Source organism: Vibrio sp. CyArs1, assembly GCF_022432925.1.
Classification (GTDB): domain Bacteria; phylum Pseudomonadota; class Gammaproteobacteria; order Enterobacterales; family Vibrionaceae; genus Vibrio; species Vibrio mediterranei.
On sequence record NZ_JAKRBO010000001.1, the window covers coordinates 722501 to 746908 of the forward strand.

The following is a 24408-nucleotide window of genomic DNA, read 5'->3' on the forward strand; positions in this document are numbered from 1 at the left end:
AACTGAGTGACGAGGCTAGCTTATTGTTACCCTATTCCTTGCCAGTAACATCAACCTCACAAATCACTGTGAGGTGGTTTGACCAACTTCTTCTAATCAGCATAGTGTCTATGAAAATGGGCTCTTACCAACTTAGCCAACTTAGCCAACTAGTTCGAATAGGCCGTCTTATTTCCATTTTTTAACCTACCGAAGAAACGTGTTCTCTGTTAGAGTCACCGTCAACTACGCTATTGAATAAAGACACCCACAGATCGCATGTAATTGATGGATTTTTGTTCACCCTTAGAACTCATTTTAGGAATCCCTAGTGACTAACAACGAAATTTTACGTCGTATCCAACACGCGTTAAACCTTAAAAACGCACAGATAATGAAAGCTTTCGGGCAGGCCGAAGTCACTGTGGCTCACGATAAAGTGGCAAACTGGTTAAAAGATGAAAGCGACAAATCTTGCGTTAAGATGAAGGATCAAGAGTTGGCGGTATTCTTAAATGGCTTTATTAACCTCAAGCGAGGAAAAAAAGACGGCGAGCAACCTAAGCCAGAAGTCGTGTTAACTAACAACATGATTCTCATGAAGCTGCGCATTGCGCTAGACATGAAAGCAGAAGATGTGTTGGACGTATTAGAAGTAGTTGGTATTAGTTTAAGTAAATACGAAATTGGTGCGTATTTCCGCAAACCAAACAACAAAAACTACAAACAGTGTGAAGACCAACTGCTGTGCGACTTCTTAAATGGTGTGCAGTTTACCAATCGTCCCGATTCTGAAGAGTTTACTGGGTAATTTTTATTTCGAATCGAACATAGTAATTGACTCAAAAAGCGAGAACCATTTCATTTTGGCTACTCGCTTTTATCATGTTAAGGAACAATACTAGAGCTTCACAATCACGTCTACTCTTTGTCTTTCTTCAGTAGATACCTATCAAACCAAGCTGAAATCTGGTCAGCTTTTAGAATCAAGACACACACCGCCCCCTATGACCCTACCAAGATAAACCCAAGCTAAAACCTTAAGCCAGTTAGGGGCCTCTATTCTGTTCAAGCTATTCCAGACATCTTGTAGTGATTCACTAAAACTGGCCACGTATATAGAGTTTTTCCATACTTTTGGTCATGCGAGCAGGGTCACGACTGACGCCATTGGTAACACGAATTTGCCCCAAAATGTGTAAGACCTTTTACTCATTCATATCCTGTTAATCCTAGGTTAACTTAGTAAAAGTTATTTGAGATAACAAATATCAACAAATTTTGCGTTACATGAGTACCTCATTAACTCAAGAGGTAAATCGTTTGTGTTGAACGTGTTTTTTGCTGAATACTCCTGAATGAATTCCTAAGGGCGATGCTCTTTTTTACTGCTTAAGTATTTAGCCATAAGGCGAATCTCTTCATCCGTGTAGTGCTCCATTGCGACCTCCATGGTCATGAACAAGCCGTTTTTACGCTTTTTATTCTTGTAATCTTTCATTTGGTTGAAGAGGTAAAGCTCGTTTTGTCCGCCGATTTTCGGGTACATAGGCATCACGGGCTCATTTCCGGTTTCACCATGGCAAGTAGCGCAACCCCCTTTGCCCGGCGCGATGTACAGTGCTTTGCCTTTATCAGTCTCAATGTTGGCGAAAGTGGAGAAGCTGATGGAGGCAATAAGTAAAATAAGCATACTTTTCATGATTACAGTTCCTCTTTTAAGCAAGTTAGCCAGTCTTGAATCACTTCGGGTGAGTGCTTGATATACCCAGAATAACGAAATTTAGCTTCTCCATTAATCACTACCAGTGTGGCGGGTAGCCCTTGAAAACCGAGCGCTTGAATTGCCCCCATATCCGGCTCAATGGTTTTCGGTAAGTGATGAATACCCAATTTAGAAAAACGCTCTTCGATCGCCGGGAGATTGTCCCCAATGTGTACGGTTTCAATATTAAAGTTTGTGTCAGTCGCTATGCTGTCGAGTGCTGGTAACTCCTTTAAACAAGGAGGGCACCAAACCGCCCATAGATTGACCAAGCTGACTGGGCCTTTTAGTTCGGTAAGCTGATAGGTCACATTTTCTGGTTTAAACCCTTCTGGTGTGGTGCATTCTTTTGCGGTTGTCGAGAAGCTCAAACATAAGGTGATGCTAGCCAGTGCGAATGAGGTCCACTTATTCATTGATATACCTCTTCAAGGCTTGGCCAATTTTTGCACCACCTTCGCCATAACCAAATACGTCAATAAGCTCTCTGTCCGGTCCGTAAAGGTAGATGTAGGCAGAGTGGTACACTTCATAATGTTTTGGTAGAGGGGGATAAATGGGCTTGCCCTCAAGAGAATAGCCATAGGTTGCCTTCATACTCTTTGTTATGGCTTTGATCTGCTCATGCGTTCCGGTTAACCCAACCATTTTGGGATCAAAATACTTCACATACATGTCCAAGTTTTCAACGGTATCGCGGTTAGGATCAACAGAAATGAAGATGGGCGTGACCTTATTTGACGCCTCGTCTAACGAATTCACTGCGGTCGCTAAATCGATAACCGTGGTAGGGCAAATATCGGGACAACTGGTGTAACCAACGCCCATAAGAAGGAACTTACCTTGCCAATTTTTCTCGGTCACCGTTCCTAGGGTATTCTCTTGCAGCACAAACTTTAAAGGTTTAGCCACGGCGTTAAAACTCAGTAAGAATGCCGCTAGAAAAGCGTAGAGAGTATAGGAAGTTTGTTGTCTCATTGTGCGTTCCTTTAGTGACATACGGTGTTTGTAATACCCATTGCTAGCAGATGTGGTTTGGCTAGCTTGGTGTCGATCTCTTTCAACACTTTGTTGGTGCGGATGTCGTAGACGAAAAGTTTTGAAGAGCCTTCTTGCGTTGCAAACAGCGTCTTGGAGTCTGAAACCACAACAACTTCTCGTAGGTCATTAGTTAACGGGACTGATTGAACGGGTGTATTGGTCGAAAGCTCAAAAATGTCGAGAGCTCCCTTAGATTCAATTATGCCCATTGTCTCTATCCAACCCGTGCGAATAGACTTTGGAGCCCCGGTAAGCTTGAGCTCTTTGACAACTTCACCTCCCCAAGATTCGATAACTTGTGCTTGACCATTTTCACTGGCAAGCACGATATATTCAGAGTCGGAACTGACGTAAGGACGCCAAGGTTGAGAGTCGAAATGAAAGGTGTTGAATTCCATCTCCATAGAGAGATCCCAAACGACAACGGAATTGTCTTTATATTGGGAAGCCAGTGCTAGGCGTGCATCTGGTGATAAAGTCAACTCAGAAACGTTGCCTTCGCCGACATTGATATAGCTTCTTTGACCATCGTGATTACGATAAATAAGCGTTTTACCGGACTTGCTCTCTGAAACATACAAGTTGTAGCCACCGTTATCAAAGTTCATGCTAAACGGCGATTTGATATCGGTAATCGTGGCGACATATTCGCGTTTTAGCGGTTTAATAATGTCTATACGATCTTTCATTGCTACTGCCAGTTGGGCTTCATCAGCATGAAAGGTAATTTCTGTTGGAATTCCTTCCATCGCCATTTGCCAGTGTGTCTTTTTAACTAAGTCGTAGACGTAGACGGTTGGGGTTTTTCCGTCGATGTAGACGAGAACATCTTGTACGTCTGACACTTCAAGGTGAATCGGTTTTGCCTTGAGTTCGATCTGGTCTGTGTAGGAAAACGCAAAAGTGTCAATAACGGCGACGTTGTTAGAGTTATCATCAGAAATGAATGCCCAACGAGCGCCATCGTCATATCGACCTTCGATATCGGCGTGCGCGGTAAAGGTAAGCAAATAGGTAAGTAGGGGAATCAAAATCTTGTTCATAGTAACCTCGAACAATAGAAAACATCATCGCAATCGAGCCACAAGTGAGTTTTTGGGGCGACATTGTTGGTGTGGAAGTAAAGAAGCCCTCAAGAGGGCTTCATTGAACAACTAAGGATTACGAACACAGCGAGTGTAGAATTCGGAGTCTTTTGACATACCGAAACCTTGCCCAGTTAGGTAACCATGTGCCCAACCTTCGTTATCACCCGTGAATCTCAAATCCAACTGCTCAGGCGTTTGGTTTTTCTTACGAGCCGATAGTGGTCTTACGTGAAGCGTAGGGCCGGCAACATCAGAAGTGCTGGTCCAGAAGAATGACTTCACTGGTGTGTTCGGGAAAAACTCTTCATCAATAGCCGGAGAGACTTTGTTGTAGTTAACAATGGAGTTCATCTCTTTGATATCTGGAGTGCGCCAGTCATCATAGCCAGCATATTCTAAGTCTTGGCAGTACTTCAGAGAGTCATCGAACTTGCGCTTCACATAATCAATGTTTTGCTGCCACATTCGATTGGTCACTTTTTCTGTGACAGTACCGTCACCGTTATCGACGTATTGCATGTTGTGGTATGCCGCGTCGTTATCTGCGCGAACACAGCGAACTAGCTTGGTTGACGCGGTGTGTTGACCCATGATATGAGCATCAGGGAAGCCCACGTGCCAAACGTGATCGTGACGGTCAGAAACAGGGAACGTCCAAATACCAGAGTTTTGACGAGGCATGTTTAAGAACACATCGTTATTAATAGCCGGACGGAACTCACCCATGTCAGCTATGGAGAATAGCTCTTTCATTAGCGGGAAACGCCAATCTGTGTAACCATCAATTTCTAGGTTTGCGCAGTATGCTTTACCTTCGACCGCCGTCATCCAGATTCGGGAGGAGTCTCGTTCCCACATCAACTGGGTATTGTTGTCGAAAACGACTTTCCCTGATTCTGAGATAGTGTAGCTAGGCTCATTACCTTGGTAGTCAGAGTCTTCGCCAAAGGTATCAGTAAAGTTCTGAATTTGACCAGTGTCTGGCAATTTGAAACCTTCAGGCGCTGGCATGCCAATACCAGTAATAAACTCTTCCTTTTCAATCGGTTTGACGCGTTGGCCGGAAACATACGCCGCTACATCGCGGTAGTCTTGCTCTGATAACATCTTAGCGTAAGGCATCATGATGCCGGCCAATGCACCGTTAGTACGTTTGCCGTCGCGGTAGGCAATCATCTGTTCATAGATGTATGTCGGCATTTGGCCTTTCAATGGCGGGAAGTTTTTCTGTGTTGATACGCCTTGTTCGCCATGGCAGGCTTTACAGGTACTATCGTAAGTCTCTTTTCCGCGCTTGAACTCTTCACTCTCTAGTACATCCGGCATTGGGTTGTACTTCATTTTTTGTGCACCAAGCAGGATCGCAGTCGATGCCATATCACGAGGCGGGTTAGCGTAAACGATCTCTTTCATTTGAGAGGAGATACCTGCGTGACGCTCATTATCCATAGCGAACCATTGGTCTAAGAACCATTGCGGATCAAAACCTTCAAGCTTAGGGCTTAGCGTTTCAGGCACTTCCTCTTTTGCTGGTCGGTGACAACCGAGGTAACAACCAAATACGATACGTTTTGCTGCTTTTAAGTCCTTGGGTGATTTCTTTAAATCTTCAAAAGTTCGATTAATGGTGTAATCACCGTATCCATTATCGATGTCTTCTGCTGCAACAGCGCTACCAGCCAATGCTAAGCTGATGGCAAGTGATAATGCGATTGAATGTTTCATTTATAAGCCCTCAGTTGCCACCAAATTACGAATTCGTTCTTCCTCACGTAAACGCATCTCACGCTTTAAATTAGGGTGGGCGATATCGTAGTGGCAGCTCGAACACTTCCAAGATGGATCGTTATCTTTGTTGTTAAATGCAAGGTTGTGAGAAAAGTCCGATGCGGGTGAGTTTTCGTCTGCACCTTGAGCACGCTCTTCCAAGCCACGGTGGCAATTGATACAGCCTGAGTCATAAACATACTCACCACGTTTAGGGTGAAGTTCATCATAATCAAGCGAATCCATACCCAGAACGAACTCTCCCCATAGATGGCGAGTACCGGATGTTCCTTTTACCCAAAGCTCTTCGACAATGTTCGATTTTGGCAGGTGACAATCGATACAATCTGCGACAAAACCATGTTGGTTATTACCGCCATGTATCGATTGAGAAAACGTTTCAGCCATCGGTTCCATTGTATGGCAGGACGCACAAAACTCATTGGTACTGAATACATGCAAAACTTCTGTCGCAGGGAGTGCTGAAATCAAACCAATACCGATGCCGACTGCGACAATGGCAAGTTTAACCGAGCGTTTCACTTGTTTAATTTGCTCAATAATTTTCATTATCTCACCTACATTTTATGCTTCGGGGGAAAGTCAGAAGATTTAAGAACGCTTGCTTCACACTGTTGGTCTGACAGGTAGGTCAGCCAAAAGTTGACCGAGTACTTTTCACCAGCGAGTGGGCGCTTCTTAAGGTCCATTAACATAAAGTGCGTCCCACCACGTTCTAGTTTGGTTACCGCGTTCTTTTTAAGAAACAGCTTCGGAAAGCGCTGCATTGTCATCACGCCATCTTTCATAATGGTGTTATGCATCTGAACCTCATTGGTAAGCTCTGGTATTTCCGCGCCTAAAATGGCTTCCGGAGAAGGAAGTCTCAGAGCTTTGACCTCTTCGTCTTCAGTAAAGGTTGCATTAAAGAACAGTCCCGTTTTGTTGACGCCTGGAGCGGGCTCAACGATGACGCAGTCGGTAATAGAGACACCTGCATAAGCTTGAGCTGCGCAGAGCAAGCTCAACGTTGTGAATAGCTTTTTCATCTGTTATATCCTTAGCACAAGGCGTTAAAACTTGAAGTGGAGGCCGATGTTGATGTTGTCATTTCGGTTTTCACCATTGTTGTTCGCAGGGTCATTGGTTGCTGAATCATCAGCGTACTCTGCGACTTCAATATAAGTAGAGAGCTGTTCACTAAAGGCATAGTTAAGGCTTGCCAGATAAAGCGTTTGGCTATCTTGTTGGGAATCGTCGAAAACTTTGTGTTGAGCGCCGAGTTTGAATGTCAGCTTATCTAAAGAGTATTTGCCTGAGATACCATATACAGCGCTGTCGCCTTGGGGATCGTCGTGATTGAGCTCAACAAGGCCACCGAGGTAGAAGCTCTCCCAAGTGTAAGAAGACGACAGGGCGTAACGCACGTAGTCATCGTCTTGGTGGCCTGGTAATTGTTTCTTGTCTACTTGGGAGCGATTCAGCACTAGACCAAAGTTATCGGTCACATACAGTAAACGCAGACCGAGAATATCGATGTCTTCTCCATTGCTATTATCAGGGCTTATGACCGCGACTTTTGCGTACACACCGTTCCATTTGGGTGTCATATAGGCTAGCTGATTGTTGCCAGATTTTGCTTGACGAAATAGTGCCGCATTGCTTGAACGGTCCATATTGTTACTGTCAAAAATATCTACGCGAGAGTAGAGATCTTTATAGGTGCCAGTTGTACCGTTTCCGAAGTAGATGCCGCCGAAATCCTTAGTTATTAGCACTAAGTTTGCTTCGCTAACACGCGTATCGAAGCCCTGCTCCTCCTTAACCTTTTGTGTTAAATCTTCAGAATATTCAGCTTCTAGGTTGTAGATAACACGCAATAGACCAGCGTCGTGTTTGCCTTTTATGCCCGCACTCGCGCGATGAATTTCTGACTGATAATCTTGTCCTGCTTCCCAGCGTACTTGCCCTAAAATGTCGCCATAAAAGTTGGGTGCTTCAAAGGTTGTTGCCGCGACAGGCGTTGTACACAAAGCCATTGTGGACAATAGCAAAGAATGTTTTAACTGCATGAATAGACCTACTCTAAAGTGGTAGTTATGAAAAGTTGTGTCGAATTATATCGAGTTGTTTTTCTGGTAATACGCGAGTAGGAAATAGCAGTAATTCAGAAACTGAATAGCAGAGGTGAGATCAAATAAAGCATTGATATTTTTTTACTTACAGTGATGAAGGAGGAAAATTTACATTTTAGTTAGTAATATCTTAGAGAGACGATTAGGAGCTAAACATGGATATCGAAGCGGTTAAAATGTTCTCTGTTTTGGCGAAAAAACTGAACTACACCGAAACAGCAAAAGCACTCGATGTAAGCCAACCAACATTAAGCAGAAAAATTAAAGCATTAGAAGAAAGCTTAAATGTTACTTTGGTTCATAGAAGAGGAAGCAGTATCAGTCTTACACCACAAGGCGAAGTGTTTTTCGAGTCGGCTGGCCAAATTCTCGATCTTATCGACCACACTGTAGAAAAGCTTCATGTTGAACGCAAAGGTGTTAGCGGCCTACTGCGTATAGGCTGTTTACACCCGATGGCGAGGTTTTTAACCAAGAGCTTCTTACCGGATTTCCATGAAAAGTATCCAAATATCCACATTCACTTTCATACATTGACGCCAAACACCTTGAGCTTGTTTGAAGATGTAGATCTGATGATTGCCCCGTTTTTACCGAACGATGAGTCCGTTGTCTGCCGAAAAGCCTCTCGATTTACACGATGTTGCTATGCCTCGCCAAAATACATTCAAAAACGTGGTGAACCCAAATATGTTCATGATTTAGAGCTGCACCAATGTATTACTCACACCAACACGCCAAGCTCAGAACGATATTGGAACCTAATAAATAAACATGGTGATAAACGACAGATTGAAGTCACAGGAGATATGACGACAAACTCAATCGATATCGCAATTAATTTGGCGCAAGAGGGGTTTGGTATCGGCTTAATTCCTGATAACCAAGTTCGTGAACAAGTGCGTTGCGGAGAGCTCATAAAGTTGTTCAATGGCGAATGGTTTGAGGAGGGCACTCTCTATATTTTATATAAACAGAGTATACATACACCGAAACGCTTTAAGGTGTTTATTGAAGAGTTTGAAGCATTTCATGAACAATGGGGATTGCGAGACTAAACAACAAGGAAAGTAGAAGTTTGGTGATTTCTCATACCTGAAGTTATTCTTGGTTTTCTAATGTTCGATTTTTCAAAACTGATTTTTGTCCAGAGACGTGCTGGCATGATCACTGCCAGCACGTTTGTGCCCTTTTCCGTATTTCAAAGCAGACCTTACGTTATCGCGTCATTCCAGATTATCTTTTATAGGATTAGATAAGCGAATCGCCTCAACAAAGCAATGCCCCAACTCTCCTAATGCCTCTAGGTCATTAATCATTAAATAGAACTGACTGGTCTTAGTATGATTGAAACTCAAAGGTAGAGGCACCAGTTCCCCTTTTTCCACTTTGTCTTTTACCGCTTCAGTCGGCAACCATGCATAGCCAAAACCCAGACTCACCAATTGAACCGAAGTATCTACATTGTCTACCGTCCAGCGCTGATTGGCTCCCAACCAGCCATGATCAAGCTTTCGTTCGTTTCCGGAGTCTCGTACTACAATTTGGCGATAAGGAACCAGATCCTCCATCGCCAGAGACGCCTTATTGCTGTTCAAAGCGTGTTCAGGGTTAACAACTGCCAAGAAATCGATATGATCGATTTCTTCTGAGTATCGGTCAGCTATGGGATACGCACCAATAGCTATATCAACTTCACCCTGCTTGAGTAACTCTGTGGTTCCGCTTAATGTTGGTTCGAAGACATCAATATTCGCATTTGGAAACGCATCCGATACAGCAGTCAATGCCTGATGCAATCGCAGTCTTGGAAATACCTGATCAACAGCAATGCGTACCCGTCCATCCTGAGAAGACCTTAGTCGATGAGATAACACTTCAAGCTTGTCCGCCTCGTCCAGAAGATGACTCGCTCGACGCAACACCAGTTCTCCCGCTTGTGTCAGCGTTGCTTGGCGGCCAATCATTTTAAACAGTCTAAGATCAAGGCCTGACTCAAGCTTCTGTATTGCATGATGTATCGTTGAAGGGCTTTTGTTCACTGCGTCTGCTGCTTGATTAAAACCACCGTTTTCCACAACTGCGCGGAACATACGCCACTGCTCCAGTGTGACTTTAGACATGCTTAACCTCACTCTACAACGAAAACGCAGACTCTAGGCCAATTGGAACTATCCCATGCGGGTTACGCAAAGAATTCACTGAGTGATATCCTTTGCGATAAACATCCAGCTCTATAGTTTTGGCAACATTAGGAAGACGGACCATCTCTTGCAAATAACGTGACAATTGCGGGTAGTCGCGCAGTGCTCGCAAGTTACATTTAAATGCGGTGAAATAAGCGACATCAAAACGCACCAATGTTGGCAGTAAGCGCCAGTCCGCTTCTGTCACGTGTTGACCAAGTAGATACCGACTTTCTGACAATTGCAGCTCCAGACTATCAAGCGCGGAAAACACGTTGGCAACGGCTTCATTGTATGCGGCCTGTGTACGAGCGAAACCAGCTTGGTATACCCCATTGTTGAGATTTCGATAGATGAATTCATTGAGTTCATCGACGTCTTTTTTCCGTGCATAGGGGTAAAAGTTCTGGGTATCACCGGTGATATCATTAAAAGCGCTGTTGAACATACGAATGATATCGGCTGACTCTGTACTAACGATTTTGCCTTGCTGTTTGTCCCAGAGTACCGGCACAGTTACACGACCGGTATAGTTTGAGTCGGATTTTGAGTACAGTTGATGCAACGCAGTCAGCCCAAAAAGTGAGTCGGTAAACCTAGACTCACCCTTTGCATCATTTGCTTCAAATACCCACCCCTCATCAGTTCTTAATGGCTTGACCAGAGAAAGTGACACCACCTTTTCCAGATGCTTAACACTCCGGTAGATCAAGGTTCGATGTGCCCAGGGGCAGTTCAACGCGGCGAATAGATGATAGCGCCCTGCTTCTGCTTTAAAGCCTCCTATCCCAGAAACGCCAGCACTGCCATCTGGTGTAACCCAGTGCCTAAACTGTGCACTATCACGTTGAAACTTCCCATCGGTTCGTTGATATTGTTGTTGCTCCAACGCTCTAAGCTCATCATCGTTGAACCACTGACCTGCGACTAGTTTCCCCATACTCACACTCCTTCTCAACTGCCAATCAAGACAATGACTCTCGGCCATGGGGTTCTGCAAAATCGATGATTGGTCCAACAGGGATGATACGGGTTGGATTAATCGTTTCATGGCTAGCATAGTAATGCGCTTTAATGTAATCCAATGCCACTGTTTCTGCGACTCCGGGAATCTGATACAGGTCGCGTAAATAGCCCCATACATGAGGATAGTCGACAATACGACGAAGATTACACTTGAAGTGGCCTACGTAAACGGCATCGAACCGAACTAAGGTGGTAAACAGTCGCCAATCCGCTTCTGTCACTTCTTTGCCCGTTAGGTATCGATGAGTTGTTAGCCTACTTTCCAACTTATCCAGCGCCTCAAAGACCTGTCTGACAGCTTCATCATAAGCATCTTGTGTTGTTGCAAAGCCCGCTCGGTACACCCCATTGTTAATGTTAGGGTAGATAAAGTCGTTAAGTTCATCGATTTCTCGCTGCTTGTCACTAGGATAGAAATCGATTGGCGTTGCCCCTATGTCATCAAATGCGTCATTGAACATACGGATGATCTCTGCCGATTCATTACTGACAATAGTTTGGGTTTTCTTATCCCAAAGCACCGGTACCGTGACTCTTCCGGTATAATTAGCATCTGCTTTGGTGTAAATCTGATGCATGAACTCAGCATGATGGATTGGATCCGCAATAACGTTATCCCCAGGTAGAAAGCTCCAACCATTTTCGCCCATAAACGAATTTACAACCGACATCGATATCATGCCTTCGAGTCCCTTCAGCTTCCGATAAATAATCGTACGATGCGCCCAAGGACAAGCTAGTGACGCGTACAAATGGTAGCGATCTGGTTCTGCTTTAAATCCACCTACCCCCGTCGGTCCAGCACTGCCATCTTTAGTAATCCAGTTTCGAAAGCTCGAAGCTTTACGTACAAACTTGCCTCCGGTTGACTTAGTCTCGTACCAATCGTTGTGCCATTGTCCGTTGATTAACTGCCCCATGATGTGATCTCCTTAATGGTTGCTAAGTGGACGTTATTAGATCGCCCTGGTTTTCATCTTCAATTCAGTTACTTCTGACGATTGTCTAGTGAGTAAGCGCCTGCGCCTTGAGAAAACAAAATTAAAAACGCGCCTGCCAAAGAGATATTTTTCATAAAGTTAGTCATTTCTGCAGGATTACTAAAGTCGGCGTGGAACAAAATGGCAGACATCACACTAAATCCTGCTAGCGCGAAGGCAGCAACTTTAGTTTTCCATCCCAAAACGATGGCAAGACCTGCAATAACTTCTGTCAGGATTACGAGCGGTAAAAGTGCTCCCGGTACGCCCATCATCTCCATATAACCTTGGGTTTGCTCGTATTGGCCTATTTTGCTAAAACCCGACATAACAAAAATAAGAGCAAGAAATAGACGGCCTGCTGGTGCTGAAAATTGTTGTAGCTTGTTCATAGTGACACTCCTAAAGATAGTGAATTAAGTCCGTGTTGTTTCGATAAGTTCATATTAGTTGTTGACCAAATAACGATAAACATCAAAAATGAGGAATGATAGTTCTCATATTGAGAACAATAATAAGGAAGGGCTGTTGTGGGACAATTAGAGAGCATTAAGATTTTCATCACGGTTGTGGAGACGGGCAGTATTACCAAAGCCGCAGATAGGCTCGGCCTCGCTAAATCTGCGGTCAGTAAAAGGCTGGCTGAGTTAGAGCAGCTATTAGCGGTAAAACTCATCAATCGAACCACCAGAAGTTCAAGTCTGACTGAGGCAGGAGAACGCTACTACCAGAAAAGTCGCTTAATTGTTGAAGAGATGGAGGAGCTCAACGCAGAAATCGCTCACTCGCAAGGCACCCTTACGGGTAACCTAAAAATAGCCGTACCGCTTTCGTTTGGGCTTCATCATTTAACACCCGCTCTAAAAGAGTTCTGCCAGCGACATCCCGAGCTAAAGCTCGACCTAGAGTTTTCTGATAAAAAAATTAATCTTGTCGAAGACGGCATCGACTTAGCGATACGCATAGGCGAGCTCACTGACTCTTCCCTGAAAGCAAAACTGATTACCAACATAGAGCATGTTCTGTGCGCCAGCCCGGACTACCTAGCACAACATGGCACCCCTGTGGCACCCGAAGACATACAACACCACCAGTTTCTCAAGTACAGCCAATCGCCACTTTCCGGCATCACGCTGACCGATGCTGATAATCACAGCCACCTCGCCCCCATAACGCCGCACCTTGTGGCCAATAATGGCGACTTTCTAAAAGATATGGCTTCAGCTGGTCATGGTATTGTTTTCTTGCCCCGCTTTATTGTCTGGAAAGAGCTCCAATCTGAGGCTCTTACGCCTATCTTAACGAACTATTCTCTCAATAAGGTCGGAGCGTATGTTGTCTACCCTTCAACCCGTTTTCTCCCGCGTAAAAGTCGCTTATTCATTGACTTTCTCGCGAGCTACTATGGTAGCGTCCCCTATTGGGACAGGACGCTGTCATAATATTGCGTTTTTCACCCGAGACTCCCTACAAGATAAGGGACTTGGGTGGCGAGTTAAGCCACCCATGTCTCTCATCGACAAAACACTTAATTTTCTTGAGTCAGATCCTTGTAGGCAGCGGGGATATTTAATCCAGAATGTACCCAACCAAACAAAGCGTAACCACCAAATTCAGGCATGCTTACACGCTTGACAGTTTCTTCTAATGACAATCCCTCGTTCACTGCACGCTGAACTTGTTCCTTTACCGCTTCCAGGTAATCAATATGCCATTGAATGTCGGCTTTACTCATTACACTCCCGTGCCCCGGCACCACCCGAGCATCCTCAGGTAAAAACGTATACACTTTCTTGAACGTCTCGAGGGTGGCCAACATATGACCATCAAGCAGCCATGGTAAGGCAGGTTTGACAGCAACAATGGCATTACCTGTCCACATCACCTTGGACTCAGGTTCCCAAACAAACAGATCGCCGCCAGTCTGAGCAAAACCAAAATCGATGATGTGTACTGTCTTGTCACCCAAATCCAAAGCAATTTGGCTTCCTGGTTCAATTAACACATCCCCAGTAGTAGGAACGATTTCCTCAATTCCACGCCCTTGACCAAAGTTATACATCATAAACTCTGTGTCGGCTTTAAAGTTGTTGTCGACATAGTCTTTAGTATTTTGATGTTGAATGATCACAGACTGTTCAGGTAGGTACATGTTCCCGTATGAATGGTCGCCATGATAACTGGTGTTCACCGCATAGATTGCGGTCGACTTGCCTCCAACCTCACCGACCAACCCCTGAACCTGTGCGTTTAGGCGCTTGTTGAGCATAGTATCTATGATTAACACACCTTCAGTGCCAACCACCAGCCCCCCACTAGTTGCCACAGGAAACCCTTTGGCTTCTAATTTTTTTGCATTTGACGCATAGTAAGCGTAAACACCATCCGCTAATGTCTCACTGACTAATTTAACCTTATTGGCATCCCAAACGGGCTCATTAGAGACCACGCTTGCTGAAGTGACTGACAAAACACAAAGACATAAACTAGTGGTAACTCTCATCTGTTCGCTCCTTTCTTTAGAGGTTATTAAAAAGGTAGAATCCAGATGAAAAAATCGCATTCGATGCTTTGACATCATTTATTCGATTTTATTGGATGCGGCTATAATTCGTTAAATTTGGGGTTCACAAGGCTCTAAAAAAAGCGTCACTCAGAGTGCTCTGCACCTGAGAACTTGGACACTGACTAAGCGACTTTTCCATATTTAAAGTTATCCGCATTTTCCTCGTTTACGTGATTGCCCTAAGTAGTTTTTGTCCAAAAGCTTCTTAGAAATTGCTCACAAAGTTCATTGTCCGACGATAATTCTTTGAAATACCCAAACGAATAGCAGAAAAAGCAAGACCTGACCCATTGATTCTTGTCAAAACACTGCCAGTACATGTAACCAGAGCTTCGTACTCTCGGCCTTTCATAACAACATTTTGAGTAACTTTTTCTGACCATACTTCATTAATGCCCTATAGATTGCTCGTTGTGAAAACCGTTCTATAAAACGCAACGCGATATGAAAGTTGTGCCATACTAATTCTCACACGCACTATCGAAGTATGAGCTGTCATTTTCACTACTAGTTATTTACAGGGGTCATACCATGTTTCCATCACCTTTATTATTATCTCGACAGTTATTACAGCAGTCTAAAAACCTAGTTACACCAACTCAACTGTGTAATGCTTTAGCCGTTATCGACAAAACCTCGACCGCTCTCGTGCCGGTGAAGAACTATAAACTTAATATTCCAGTCTGCGTGTTTCCTAGGAATATCTTTGAGCAGTATGTCAAATCCAACAGGGCACTCGGTAGAAAAGACGGTGTTTTCTGGGTTACAGACCGCAGTACATTTGATAACTTTGGCATAGGCCTGTCACACCTAAGAATAGAACGCTTATTGGGTATGGACCCAGGTTACTACCCAAGGGACCAAGACTTAGTTATGGTCGTCATCGATAAAGCCGAAGAGGATGACTTTCGATTACCAAGTGGTAGTGAAGGTGGTGCGAATGATAACTGGCGAGAAGGTGGCTATGCTGGTTGGCCACATGCTGGTATGTCGACTCCAGAGAGGGTTGCTAGTTCGAGAAACAGTACGCTAGCCGAAATTAGCTCCGCTATGATGTTAGTGCAAGGGCAAGAAAATCCACTCGATGTATCATGTTCAATTGATGACGTATTCAGCCGCTTTAAAAAATAGTGCTGTTTAGTCTACGAATCACGTAAAAGAACACATTTCCGAGCAAAGCTTACTCTCCTCCAACAAAAAAGCCCCTCTGATGTTCAGAGAGGCTTATCTTTGGAACTCAGAAGTTATCTATTAGAGTTTGTCCCAAGCATCTGACCAATGCACCGTTTCACCCGGTGCATATGATGGGTTTGAGCACCAACCTGTATAAGGCCATGGTTTACATTGATATAAGCCGCCATCAGAGCCAGTGACGATATCCCCTTCGACATAGGTCGCGTTAGGATCGTAAGCCGGATGCTCTCCCGGAGGAGGTGTCACTGATTCATCCACCACTTTGAATCCATGAGTCGCTACTTCCGAGTTGCCCTCACCGTCTGTCGCAGTGGCTCTGAATACAAAGTTTCCAGCTTCTATAGCTGACAATGTCACGGTTAACGTCGCTTCGTCATTCACCTGCTGGGTTTGCTCGTATATCTTAGCGCTAGAGCTATCTTCAACTGTAACGGCAACAGAAGCAGACTCACTGGTATTTATGACTGGGTTTAAAGTAACGCTACCACCAGTCAAAGTGTACTGAGAGCTCAATCCATCGATAGTGAAGTCAAAACCTGGCGCTGGCGTTCCGCAACCATTATCATCCACTTTTCGCCATACTCCCCACTCTCCAGTAGTGCCTGGTTCATCACCACGAGTCCACCATTCAGCACGCCACGTTGAGCCGTTATGAGAAACGAGATCTCCTTTAGAGTATGTAGCGCTAACATCCCATGCGTTTGCACAAGAACTGCCATCAGCGACCGTTACCACACGATTTGCCGTAGTGGTTTGATTAGCACTGTCTGTTACTCGGTAAACTAAGTCGTATTTACCTAGTTTGTTTACATCCACGCTGCCTTCTACACGCACTTGAGAGGTTAAGTCACCATCTTCTGCGTCAATGGCTTTTACCCCTTGCATTGGATCAAAGCTATCGCCCAATTTGATGGTGACGTCGGCGACGCCTTCAAACTCTGGAGCTAAACTGTACACTTCCACATTACGGCTCTGTTTGGTCTCGTTGCCATCACTGTCTGTCACACTATAAATCAATACATAAGTACCGATGGTGTTAGTGTCGACCGAGCCTTCAACAGAAATGCTATTGGTTAAGTCTCCATCTTCCTTGTCTTTTGCGGTCACACCGGCATAAGGGTCGAACGCACTACCATGACGCACACGAACATCAGATACACCACTAAATACGGGCTTACCTTCACTAGGTGGTGGCGGTGTCTGACCATGTACAAACGCACCGTAGTCGTTAATAAACTGTTCACCGTAAGCCTGACCTGAGGCGTTGGTGCCCATGTCCCAGTTTACTGACCATGTCATCACACCTCTCAGCGCCTGACCTTGAGCCTTTAGTTGGTTAAACGCGTTGTAGAGGTCTTGAGGATCTTGGACAAAACCAGTCGCCGCAGCGTCAATATTGGCAGGAATACCAAATACCAATTTATCGTGTGGAATCTTGTGGAAACCTCGCGTTCCGTTAGCAAGAGAATCCGAGATGTAATAAATAAACTCTTGTTTTAAAGCGTCGTTGTTCTGAGCAATCCAACCAACGCCATCCACCCATATACCATCCCCACCTTGGTTATAAAACTGTGGGTTTATCCAATCGTAGTAGCCTTCTAGTCCGGTGATATAAGGAACATATTTGCCACCTTCCGTTAAGTAAGGAAATTCAGGGGCCATCGTAATTAGGAAGTTCTTACCTTGCTGCTGGTAGTGCTCTTTTACTATACGTAGCGCTGCAGGAATGACAGTTTGGTTGTCTGAAGCGGTTACCGCCGACTGTTCTAAGTCGATGTCCAAACCATCAAAACCGAACTTGTCAGTCAGTCGAATGATCTCTTGTGCGAATGCTTGTTCATCACCTGTCTTTAATTCGACATGAGCATCAGCACCACCTAACGCGATCAACACTGCTCGGTTTTGCTGATTAAGCTTCTCAATTTGTGCGATAAATTCCGGTTCAGAAAGGCCAATCGCGGGGTCTAGTTTAAAAGTGGGAATACGGCCTTCGCTGGTGTTAAATACCTTCATAAATGAAACGTTGACAACGTTGTACATAGGATCAACATCATCCAACGTAATACAAGGCGAATTACCACCTTTATAGCCAGCGCCATCACACCAGTTATGCCAATAACCAACTACAACACCAGCTTCCGGGTTCACCATCTCATTCGCCGATGCTGCACTCGCAATACTGCCTAAACCTAGAGCCACAGCAAGATAGAGCGTTTTTTGCTTCATCATATTACCTCTTATTCATTCAATTTCATTACGGGATTCACTCAGCATTTAGATACAGCAACGCATTGAGTTCCGTAGGAATTATATGATTGAAGTAAGAAATTAATCACATGATATACATGTACTTTTTGTATAGATTTTCGATATCGTGATCTTAATTCACGATGAAAAATCAATAAGTGAATAATTCTAGACCAAGGTAATAAAATGAGGCATATAGGCGAAATTTGCTTATATTTTTATCAAAGAGTAGGAAATTTCCACCAAGCAACCTATTGATAGTTTTCTCTAGAAAATAAGTGGCAATGGTCAACGTTTAGGTATGAAACTGCTTGTGTTCAACCAATCGGTAAGTGGGAGGTACTCTTTATTTCTTTTATCGACATATTCGACTGTAGCGCCGTGACACCTTTGACACGTCGCAACTCGCTAAGCCTGTCGTAGTATTGCTCAAGGCTTTGGGCAACTATTTGGACAATGTAATCGGCGCTGCCAGCAATGCAGCTACACATAACCACCCACTCTACCAAACCCACAAATTCTTCAAACGGCTCTGTACTTTCAACATCGTGATTACCTAGCGTTACCAATGTAAAGCCTGACACTTGTAGGTTGAGTTTCTGTCGATCGAGAACCGTTGTGTAGTTGTCGATATAACCTGCTTCTTCAAGTCGTTTCCAACGCCTCCAACATGGCGTTTCACTCAAATTCACTCGTTCAGCAAGTTTATTATTACTAATTCGACCTTCACGTTGAATGATCCTCAGTATGGCAATATCTATATCATCCAACTCATATGTAGCGCTTTCTTTCTTATTCATAGTTAATTTGGAAATTTTCTGCTCAATATGAGTTCGATATTAACGTAAATGGCAATTCTATTTCTAGTGGTTTCGATAAGCTAAATAGTGACTGCAACATTACATTATCAGGGGATTTTATGAGTGCTCAATTGCTCTTTGCGTTTATCGTTTTTTCATTTTCTATATCGATAGCACCTGGCGCCGGTAATATCGCGCTACTTAGTTTGTCGAGTCGGTATGGCTTTGTTGCTGTGTTACCTTTCATCGCAGGCAGTGCTTTAGGCGTATCGATTATTCTTGTTGGCTCAAGTCTCGGACTGACAAACCTTTTGAGCTCCGAACCAATGTTATACACAGCGCTAAAAGTACTAGGGACCTGTTACCTACTTTATCTCGCTTGGTCGATTTCAACCCTCAAACTGAGCGATAGTGAGACGGACAAACAAACTGGCTTTTTCAGTGGTACGCTGGTTCAAATTCTGAACCCCAAGGCTTGGGTTGCTTCTTTAACTCTACTGACGCAGTTTCTGCCCGGTCAAAACAGAGTTCTATCCGATGACGCGGTGATTATGGCTATTTTCATTGCAATTGGAGTGTCGTCTATGTGCATTTGGGCATACTGTGGTTCAGCACTCAATAAGCTACTGACATCGCCTAAATACTTCTTGTGGGTCAACCGTGGCCTTGGAGCAAGCTTAGGAGTTGTTGCCATTGTGATGGCTGGACAATCTATTTAACCTCAATACAAAACAGCCGTCCCTTGTTCAAGCAGGAGACGGCTGTCAGTTAGAGTGATATCGATTAGCTAACGGTTTTACTAAACCTCAAACTCAATGTCCAAGCAGCGAGCCCGATAATTGCGTACACACTAACATTCATCCAACCGGCGGCTGGAATCGCACTCAACGGATTTGGTGCCAAGATCGCATGTAATGGCAGATAGAAAATGTCCGAAAAGAACTGGTCGACACCATAAAACCCAAACATGGCTATCGGCATCCAGCGCAGTACATAGATTGCAATAAGCATAATCAATAATGGAGAGTTTACTTTTTGCGATATTGCCATAGCGCTAAGGGCCAATGGGAGCAAGAGTACTCCGGCAATCACCATTCTCAAGTAGAAGCCTACCCAACTAAACATAACCGCTAGTAAAGAAGACTGTTTATGTAACAATGCCAATTGATGATCGGTTGAAGTATTGAGCAACCACAACAGAAAATCGGCAAAAAACACCAATATTGAACACACCAGTGGAATCACTAGCAACCCAAAAGCTAACTTAACTAGGTGCGTTTTCACATCACTGACTGGCATACTACGCCAAAACATAATGCTGCCTTCAGTACGTTCTTTACGCAGTGTTCGTGGAAAATACTGAGTACCCAGCAGTATTGATAAAAGCCCCGCACCACCTGCAATCAGCATGTTGACGTCGTTAGCCATTTCTTTATGGATGTCACTCACGTCACCACTAAAGTTCATGTGAAAGAACATATTGTGCTGCAAGGTCGAACTGCTCATTAAGCTAATAAACAAAAGTAAACCACAAGCAAATAGGAATAACGGAACTCGCGTTACAAGCGGGTTCTCTATCCACTCTTTACGTAGCATTGCCATAATAGAACGCATTACACCGCCTCCTTTTGCAAAGCCAAAAATAAGTCTGCCAATTTCACGCCGTATACCGCCCCTAGCGTTTCTGCCTGTTCTGAAAATTGTGAGTGCAGCAACCACTTGGTGCTGCCTAGTCCTTTCTGAGAAGAGAGCGGCTTCATAGCTTCAATTTCAGCGCGATACTCATCGCTAGCATCTAGAATGAAGTAATCTTCGCTGATGGCTTCCATTGAGCTTTGCAGCACTGTACGCCCTTGTTTAAGAATCAACACATCGGTAAGTAGATGCTCGATTTCACTCACCTCGTGGCTGGCGATAATTAGTACTCGATCACCATCATGGAACCACTCTAGAAGGTGGCGGTAGAAAGTATCTCGATAAACCAAGTCGAGTCCTAATGTTGGTTCATCTAAAATCAGTATTTGGGTATTGGTCGCAATGACTACCGCTAGGTGCAATTGCACTTTCATACCTTTAGACAAAGCTTTGATTCGAGCACGTGGTTTGATGTCAGTTTGGCGCAGTAGTTCATCCGCTTTACTGCGGTCAAACCCTGTGTGCACCCCTTCGGTGTAATCCAATAACTGCGCCACGGTCATCCACCCAGGAAGCACATTAACATCCGAAATGTACGACAAGCTTTGCATGATCTTGTCACGCTGAGTTATCGGTTCGAATCCATTGATACGGATGGTTCCGTTGTAATCGTGTGCGCCGAGTAAGGCGTTAATGAGTGTCGATTTACCTGCACCGTTGTGTCCAAGCAAACCTAGTACCTGACCAGCCTGTAACTCAAAACTGATATCGTGCAAGCCTTCACCTTGCTTACTATATTGCTTGGATGCATTTTGCACACTGACTAAAGCGCTCATTGGTCACCTTTAATATGGAGTTTAATTTGCTGGACAAACTCGTCTAATGACATATCCAGACGCTGCAAAGTTACAGCAATTTGAGGGATTTGCTGTTCAAGAAAACGGGCTTTTTCATCAGCCAGTAATTTGTTTTTAGCCCCTATCGCCACAAACATGCCTTGGCCACGCTTCTTTTCTACTAGCCCTTCATCTACCAACAACTGATAACCTTTCATAACCGTTAAATGGTTAATCTTCATGTCTGCAGAGACATTACGAACTGACGGTAACGGCTCACCTTCTTGCCATATACCTTGGAGTATTTGTTGAGTAATTTGATCAGCCAACTGACGGAAAATCGGTTGACGATCATGCCAATGCGTCATTAGCGCCCCTTGACTGAAATGGTGTTATATATATGTATAACACCTAAGCTAACAGATTGGAAGGTAATTGTTTTTCACATAGGATTAGTGAAAACAAAGCCCACCTTAGAAAGTGGGCTTTACTCAACTATTTGAGGTCTTGAAGTCGTCACACGGCGACTGTTTTCACCTTTAGACGATTCTTATTATCCCGATTGCTAATAACTTGTTGATGATCGTCGATCGGTCCTAACGACTTGGCCAAACGGTCATACAAGACAACATTGACGGTTGCCGCAAGATTCATGCAGCCATGGGTAGGCACATAAACCACATGGTCGGCTTTATCTACTAGTTCTTGTGGTAATGAGCCATCTTCAGGGCCAAATACATAAACGGCATTGTCTGGATGATTAAATGAAGGAAGCGACGTCGCGCCGACGGCGAACTCGACACAAACAACTGAAACGTTATCTGCGACGTCAGCCGTTAAGTCATTCATCTCAACCAGCTCAATCCGTTCATGGGTGTTTTGCGTGTCCGTTTGAAATCTCACAGCTCGGCTATAACGGGTTCCGTTATAACGAACTTGGGTTGCGTTATAGCACCCTGCTGCTCGCATTACGGCACCGACATTCGTTGGGCTCTTCGGATTGTGTAATCCGATAATGACGGTAGATTCTGTTGTCATTGATAGGGTTCTACTTGGTTTGTCAGATAATAAAAAGCGTACTTTGATGGCGCAGGATTATGCCATAGAAACGTTATTCGTGCTGTTTTTGGTGCGCGTCAATATCTAGTCACCGTTCAGAGTTAGGGGTCTTCCTACTACAACAATATCTTTCCTATACAACAAAAGTGGCACCCCAATTCATTTAAACCTCTATTGAGGTGTTTGCCTTTATCATTAAGTATCATAAAATTATTAATTACCGTTAACTTTGATACTTTTTGACAATATGAAGTGTGAATGAAGGAATACACTTAGCTTCGAACTCACACAAAAGGACACCACAATGAAAGTATTTACTCCGTCAGTATTAGCGCTAAGCCTGTTAGCCATGGGATCAGCATACGCCTTTGAATTAAAAAGCAATGATATTCAAGAAGGCCATCCAATGGCTAAAACCTTTGAATATAACAGTTGGGGTTGTGATGGTGGCAATCAGTCACCGCAACTGACATGGAGCGACGTTCCAGAGGGAACAAAGAGCTTTGCAATCACCGCCTATGACCCAGATGCCCCAACCGGCAGTGGTTTCTGGCATTGGGTCGCCTTTAATATTCCAGCTTCTGTGACCGAGTTACCGCGAGGTGTGGACATCAAAAAACTAGGGGGCCGAGAGTCTCGAATCGATTATGGTAGTGTTGGATTTGGTGGTGCTTGCCCACCAAAGGCCGATGGTATGCATCGTTACCAATTTACCGTCTGGGCGTTGCCAACAGAGAAACTCGATCTTAATCAGGACACACCATCTGCGGTTATCGGCTTTACGCTTAATAATATGGCGATAGGCAAAGCAAAACTGACTGCTACTTATACACGCTAACTTATTCAAGGGGGAATGATGAACCATCCATACCAAGTAACGTTATTTCGAGCCGAACAACTTCAACGACTCAGAAATGTGCGGATTCATTCCCCGAGTATTATTCAAATCATTTCTGGCAGTAAGCGACTTTTTTGGAAAGACAATGCCATGGATGTGTCGCACTCTCAATTGCTGCTTTGCGAAGCCGCTGCATCACTCAGCTTTGAAAACCTACCACAGAAAGGACGATTTCTTTCCAGAGTATTCAGTTTCCACTGCTTACCTACACAATCCATGTTAGAGACAAGCAGAAATCGTAGCCAAGAAGACGACCTACCAATCTTAGAAGCGACAAACGCATTACAAGACATACTCAATGCTTTGTTTTCATTTGAACAACACCACATGAGTAACGCAACCCAGAATTTCTGGGTGATGGGGCTTTACCAACAATTAGCGGAATACGGCGCGTTGCATCAGTTGTTCTCTGACTCAGAGACTCGATTTAGTCAAAAACTGAGTCGCTATCTTTCTCATTCCCCAAGCGAAGAACATGCCCTAGAAACCGTCGCACAACATTTCGCTATGAGTCGTGCTACTCTGATTCGTCGGTTAAAACAAGAAGGTACACAGTATCGAGAAGTACTGGCAGAAGTGCGTTTAAACCATGCTCTGTTTTTAATCCAAAACGGCTCTTATAACGTCGCACTATTAGCCCAATCGTGTGGATATCAATCCGAGGGTCGATTCAGCCAACGCTTCAAAGGAAAATTTGGTTTATCACCTCGAGACTATATTAAGACAGTGGCGGTCTAAGCTTGGAACAGAACCTATAACGTGATCCCATTAACCCTTTAGTTTGTGGGGTAATGTTACCCTTCTTACGGTTATTTTTTGCGAGAGGGAAAATTCAAATGCAGCAGGTCCTGATTATCGTCAATGATGCACCTTATGGTTCCGAGAAGCTCTTTAATGCCTTGCGACTCGCCATTCAACTCAATGAGCAAGACAGTCAGAACGTTAAGGTGAATCTATTTTTGCTTTCCGATGCTGTCACTGCAGTCTTACCAAGACAATTCCCGAACGAAGGCTACAACATACAACAAATGCTAGAGATAGTGATTGCCCAAGATAGTGAGGTCAAATTCTGCGGCTCTTGTATTCAGGCGCGTGGATTATCAGGACTTGATGTTATTGAAGGCTGTGAACTCGCCACAATGGATGATTTGGCAAATTGGGTATTAATGGCGGACAAAACAGTCAGTTTTTAGCTAGGTAATCATT

The 24408-nt window shown here is 44.2% G+C and carries 27 protein-coding genes; 8 read left to right on the forward strand and 19 right to left on the reverse strand.

Annotated features, from left to right (window positions below):
• Window positions 1-310 precede the first annotated feature (310 nt).
• On the forward strand, window positions 311-790 hold the full coding sequence (locus tag MMA19_RS03340) for a DUF1456 family protein (protein WP_240205503.1): 480 nt from the start codon (window positions 311-313) through the stop codon (window positions 788-790).
• A 555-nt stretch (window positions 791-1345) separates the two neighbouring features.
• Here MMA19_RS03340 and MMA19_RS03345 read toward each other — a convergent pair.
• From MMA19_RS03345 to MMA19_RS03380, 8 genes are all read right to left on the reverse strand, one after another.
• Window positions 1346-1681, reverse strand: coding sequence for a cytochrome c (locus MMA19_RS03345; protein WP_124941253.1), 336 nt, complete (start codon window positions 1679-1681; stop codon window positions 1346-1348).
• A 2-nt stretch (window positions 1682-1683) separates the two neighbouring features.
• The gene (locus MMA19_RS03350) at window positions 1684-2160 is read right to left on the reverse strand and encodes a TlpA disulfide reductase family protein (protein ID WP_124941254.1); all 477 of its coding nucleotides are present in this window, start codon (window positions 2158-2160) and stop codon (window positions 1684-1686) included.
• Window positions 2153-2722, reverse strand: a complete 570-nt coding sequence (locus MMA19_RS03355) for an SCO family protein (RefSeq protein ID WP_124941255.1) — start codon at window positions 2720-2722, stop codon at window positions 2153-2155. Before MMA19_RS03355 ends, MMA19_RS03350 begins: the two co-directional genes overlap by 8 nt.
• An 11-nt stretch (window positions 2723-2733) precedes the next feature.
• On the reverse strand, window positions 2734-3828 hold the full coding sequence (locus MMA19_RS03360; RefSeq protein ID WP_240205504.1) for a WD40 repeat domain-containing protein: 1095 nt from the start codon (window positions 3826-3828) through the stop codon (window positions 2734-2736).
• A gap of 111 nt (window positions 3829-3939) precedes the next feature.
• Window positions 3940-5598, reverse strand: coding sequence for a DUF1566 domain-containing protein (locus MMA19_RS03365; protein WP_124941257.1), 1659 nt, complete (start codon window positions 5596-5598; stop codon window positions 3940-3942).
• A complete protein-coding gene (locus MMA19_RS03370) occupies window positions 5599-6210 on the reverse strand; it encodes a NapC/NirT family cytochrome c (protein ID WP_124941258.1) in 612 nt (203 codons plus the stop codon). It lies immediately after the preceding gene.
• A gap of 8 nt (window positions 6211-6218) precedes the next feature.
• Window positions 6219-6689 (reverse strand): copper chaperone PCu(A)C, encoded by a 471-nt coding sequence (locus MMA19_RS03375; RefSeq protein ID WP_124941259.1) that lies wholly within the window; start codon window positions 6687-6689, stop codon window positions 6219-6221.
• Between the two features lie 24 nt (window positions 6690-6713).
• A complete protein-coding gene (locus MMA19_RS03380) occupies window positions 6714-7712 on the reverse strand; it encodes a porin (protein WP_240205505.1) in 999 nt (332 codons plus the stop codon).
• Between the two features lie 218 nt (window positions 7713-7930).
• Here MMA19_RS03380 and MMA19_RS03385 point away from each other — a divergent pair, with 218 nt between their 5' ends.
• Entirely contained in the window at window positions 7931-8833 is a 903-nt protein-coding gene (locus MMA19_RS03385; RefSeq protein WP_124941261.1) for a LysR family transcriptional regulator, read from the forward strand.
• 168 nt (window positions 8834-9001) lie between these two features.
• Here the strand turns inward: MMA19_RS03385 and MMA19_RS03390 are convergent, their stop codons facing one another.
• The 4 genes from MMA19_RS03390 to MMA19_RS03405 form a co-directional block, all read right to left on the reverse strand.
• Window positions 9002-9898, reverse strand: a complete 897-nt coding sequence (locus tag MMA19_RS03390; RefSeq protein WP_240205506.1) for a LysR family transcriptional regulator — start codon at window positions 9896-9898, stop codon at window positions 9002-9004.
• A 13-nt stretch (window positions 9899-9911) separates the two neighbouring features.
• Window positions 9912-10901 (reverse strand): glutathione S-transferase C-terminal domain-containing protein, encoded by a 990-nt coding sequence (locus tag MMA19_RS03395; protein ID WP_240205507.1) that lies wholly within the window; start codon window positions 10899-10901, stop codon window positions 9912-9914.
• A gap of 25 nt (window positions 10902-10926) precedes the next feature.
• On the reverse strand, window positions 10927-11907 hold the full coding sequence (locus MMA19_RS03400) for a glutathione S-transferase family protein (protein ID WP_240205508.1): 981 nt from the start codon (window positions 11905-11907) through the stop codon (window positions 10927-10929).
• Between the two features lie 68 nt (window positions 11908-11975).
• Complete coding sequence (locus tag MMA19_RS03405; RefSeq protein WP_239961897.1) at window positions 11976-12359, reverse strand: DoxX family protein; 384 nt, start codon at window positions 12357-12359, stop codon at window positions 11976-11978.
• A 138-nt stretch (window positions 12360-12497) separates the two neighbouring features.
• Here MMA19_RS03405 and MMA19_RS03410 point away from each other — a divergent pair, with 138 nt between their 5' ends.
• Window positions 12498-13409: a LysR family transcriptional regulator gene (locus MMA19_RS03410; RefSeq protein WP_240205509.1), complete on the forward strand. Its 912-nt coding sequence runs from the start codon at window positions 12498-12500 to the stop codon at window positions 13407-13409.
• Window positions 13410-13495: 86 nt separating this feature from the next.
• Here MMA19_RS03410 and MMA19_RS03415 read toward each other — a convergent pair whose 3' ends face one another.
• The gene (locus MMA19_RS03415; RefSeq protein ID WP_240205510.1) at window positions 13496-14470 is read right to left on the reverse strand and encodes an MBL fold metallo-hydrolase; all 975 of its coding nucleotides are present in this window, start codon (window positions 14468-14470) and stop codon (window positions 13496-13498) included.
• 594 nt (window positions 14471-15064) lie between these two features.
• Here MMA19_RS03415 and MMA19_RS03420 point away from each other — a divergent pair.
• Window positions 15065-15664, forward strand: a complete 600-nt coding sequence (locus MMA19_RS03420; protein ID WP_240205511.1) for a hypothetical protein — start codon at window positions 15065-15067, stop codon at window positions 15662-15664.
• A gap of 120 nt (window positions 15665-15784) precedes the next feature.
• Here the strand turns inward: MMA19_RS03420 and MMA19_RS03425 are convergent, their stop codons facing one another.
• Window positions 15785-17956 carry an immunoglobulin-like domain-containing protein gene (locus tag MMA19_RS03425; RefSeq protein WP_240205512.1) on the reverse strand — a complete coding sequence of 724 codons (2172 nt, stop codon included), beginning with the start codon at window positions 17954-17956 and terminating at the stop codon, window positions 15785-15787.
• A gap of 335 nt (window positions 17957-18291) precedes the next feature.
• Complete coding sequence (locus tag MMA19_RS03430; RefSeq protein ID WP_240205513.1) at window positions 18292-18774, reverse strand: Lrp/AsnC family transcriptional regulator; 483 nt, start codon at window positions 18772-18774, stop codon at window positions 18292-18294.
• Window positions 18775-18893: 119 nt separating this feature from the next.
• On the opposite strand from MMA19_RS03430, the gene MMA19_RS03435 reads away from it, so the two are divergent.
• Complete coding sequence (locus tag MMA19_RS03435; protein ID WP_240205514.1) at window positions 18894-19493, forward strand: LysE family translocator; 600 nt, start codon at window positions 18894-18896, stop codon at window positions 19491-19493.
• Window positions 19494-19557: 64 nt separating this feature from the next.
• Here the strand turns inward: MMA19_RS03435 and MMA19_RS03440 are convergent, their stop codons facing one another.
• The 4 genes from MMA19_RS03440 to MMA19_RS03455 all read right to left on the reverse strand — a co-directional run bounded on the left by MMA19_RS03440 (window position 19558) and on the right by MMA19_RS03455 (window position 22283).
• Window positions 19558-20388, reverse strand: coding sequence for a hypothetical protein (locus MMA19_RS03440; protein WP_038227064.1), 831 nt, complete (start codon window positions 20386-20388; stop codon window positions 19558-19560).
• Window positions 20388-21245 (reverse strand): ABC transporter ATP-binding protein, encoded by an 858-nt coding sequence (locus MMA19_RS03445; RefSeq protein ID WP_198559048.1) that lies wholly within the window; start codon window positions 21243-21245, stop codon window positions 20388-20390. The genes MMA19_RS03440 and MMA19_RS03445 overlap by 1 nt, the downstream gene beginning before the upstream one ends.
• A complete protein-coding gene (locus MMA19_RS03450) occupies window positions 21242-21613 on the reverse strand; it encodes a GntR family transcriptional regulator (RefSeq protein ID WP_031494015.1) in 372 nt (123 codons plus the stop codon). Before MMA19_RS03450 ends, MMA19_RS03445 begins: the two co-directional genes overlap by 4 nt.
• Window positions 21614-21761: 148 nt before the next feature.
• Window positions 21762-22283 (reverse strand): RNA methyltransferase, encoded by a 522-nt coding sequence (locus MMA19_RS03455; protein WP_006069496.1) that lies wholly within the window; start codon window positions 22281-22283, stop codon window positions 21762-21764.
• Window positions 22284-22608: 325 nt separating this feature from the next.
• On the opposite strand from MMA19_RS03455, the gene MMA19_RS03460 reads away from it, so the two are divergent.
• The 3 genes from MMA19_RS03460 (at window position 22609) to MMA19_RS03470 (ending at window position 24395) form a co-directional block, all read left to right on the forward strand.
• Window positions 22609-23142 carry a YbhB/YbcL family Raf kinase inhibitor-like protein gene (locus MMA19_RS03460; RefSeq protein ID WP_240205515.1) on the forward strand — a complete coding sequence of 178 codons (534 nt, stop codon included), beginning with the start codon at window positions 22609-22611 and terminating at the stop codon, window positions 23140-23142.
• An 18-nt stretch (window positions 23143-23160) separates the two neighbouring features.
• The gene (locus MMA19_RS03465) at window positions 23161-23940 is read left to right on the forward strand and encodes a helix-turn-helix transcriptional regulator (protein WP_240205516.1); all 780 of its coding nucleotides are present in this window, start codon (window positions 23161-23163) and stop codon (window positions 23938-23940) included.
• A gap of 98 nt (window positions 23941-24038) precedes the next feature.
• Window positions 24039-24395, forward strand: coding sequence for a DsrE family protein (locus tag MMA19_RS03470; protein WP_240205517.1), 357 nt, complete (start codon window positions 24039-24041; stop codon window positions 24393-24395).
• The last annotated feature ends 13 nt before the right edge of the window (window positions 24396-24408 follow it).

Bases quoted from the DNA above. Each gene is read 5' to 3' on its own strand.
- MMA19_RS03455 (WP_006069496.1), bottom strand. From the start codon at position 22,283: ATGACAACAGAATCTACCGTCATTATCGGATTACACAATCCGAAGAGC.
- MMA19_RS03390 (WP_240205506.1), bottom strand. From the start codon at position 9,898: ATGTCTAAAGTCACACTGGAGCAGTGGCGTATGTTCCGCGCAGTTGTG.
- MMA19_RS03345 (WP_124941253.1), bottom strand. From the start codon at position 1,681: ATGAAAAGTATGCTTATTTTACTTATTGCCTCCATCAGCTTCTCCACT.
- MMA19_RS03420 (WP_240205511.1), top strand. From the start codon at position 15,065: ATGTTTCCATCACCTTTATTATTATCTCGACAGTTATTACAGCAGTCT.
- MMA19_RS03425 (WP_240205512.1), bottom strand. From the start codon at position 17,956: ATGATGAAGCAAAAAACGCTCTATCTTGCTGTGGCTCTAGGTTTAGGC.
- MMA19_RS03430 (WP_240205513.1), bottom strand. From the start codon at position 18,774: ATGAATAAGAAAGAAAGCGCTACATATGAGTTGGATGATATAGATATT.
- MMA19_RS03370 (WP_124941258.1), bottom strand. From the start codon at position 6,210: ATGAAAATTATTGAGCAAATTAAACAAGTGAAACGCTCGGTTAAACTT.
- MMA19_RS03465 (WP_240205516.1), top strand. From the start codon at position 23,161: ATGAACCATCCATACCAAGTAACGTTATTTCGAGCCGAACAACTTCAA.
- MMA19_RS03380 (WP_240205505.1), bottom strand. From the start codon at position 7,712: ATGCAGTTAAAACATTCTTTGCTATTGTCCACAATGGCTTTGTGTACA.
- MMA19_RS03435 (WP_240205514.1), top strand. From the start codon at position 18,894: ATGAGTGCTCAATTGCTCTTTGCGTTTATCGTTTTTTCATTTTCTATA.
- MMA19_RS03400 (WP_240205508.1), bottom strand. From the start codon at position 11,907: ATGGGGCAGTTAATCAACGGACAATGGCACAACGATTGGTACGAGACT.
- MMA19_RS03460 (WP_240205515.1), top strand. From the start codon at position 22,609: ATGAAAGTATTTACTCCGTCAGTATTAGCGCTAAGCCTGTTAGCCATG.
- MMA19_RS03415 (WP_240205510.1), bottom strand. From the start codon at position 14,470: ATGAGAGTTACCACTAGTTTATGTCTTTGTGTTTTGTCAGTCACTTCA.
- MMA19_RS03395 (WP_240205507.1), bottom strand. From the start codon at position 10,901: ATGGGGAAACTAGTCGCAGGTCAGTGGTTCAACGATGATGAGCTTAGA.
- MMA19_RS03450 (WP_031494015.1), bottom strand. From the start codon at position 21,613: ATGACGCATTGGCATGATCGTCAACCGATTTTCCGTCAGTTGGCTGAT.
- MMA19_RS03365 (WP_124941257.1), bottom strand. From the start codon at position 5,598: ATGAAACATTCAATCGCATTATCACTTGCCATCAGCTTAGCATTGGCT.
- MMA19_RS03440 (WP_038227064.1), bottom strand. From the start codon at position 20,388: ATGCGTTCTATTATGGCAATGCTACGTAAAGAGTGGATAGAGAACCCG.
- MMA19_RS03405 (WP_239961897.1), bottom strand. From the start codon at position 12,359: ATGAACAAGCTACAACAATTTTCAGCACCAGCAGGCCGTCTATTTCTT.
- MMA19_RS03375 (WP_124941259.1), bottom strand. From the start codon at position 6,689: ATGAAAAAGCTATTCACAACGTTGAGCTTGCTCTGCGCAGCTCAAGCT.
- MMA19_RS03470 (WP_240205517.1), top strand. From the start codon at position 24,039: ATGCAGCAGGTCCTGATTATCGTCAATGATGCACCTTATGGTTCCGAG.
- MMA19_RS03445 (WP_198559048.1), bottom strand. From the start codon at position 21,245: ATGAGCGCTTTAGTCAGTGTGCAAAATGCATCCAAGCAATATAGTAAG.
- MMA19_RS03360 (WP_240205504.1), bottom strand. From the start codon at position 3,828: ATGAACAAGATTTTGATTCCCCTACTTACCTATTTGCTTACCTTTACC.
- MMA19_RS03385 (WP_124941261.1), top strand. From the start codon at position 7,931: ATGGATATCGAAGCGGTTAAAATGTTCTCTGTTTTGGCGAAAAAACTG.
- MMA19_RS03355 (WP_124941255.1), bottom strand. From the start codon at position 2,722: ATGAGACAACAAACTTCCTATACTCTCTACGCTTTTCTAGCGGCATTC.
- MMA19_RS03350 (WP_124941254.1), bottom strand. From the start codon at position 2,160: ATGAATAAGTGGACCTCATTCGCACTGGCTAGCATCACCTTATGTTTG.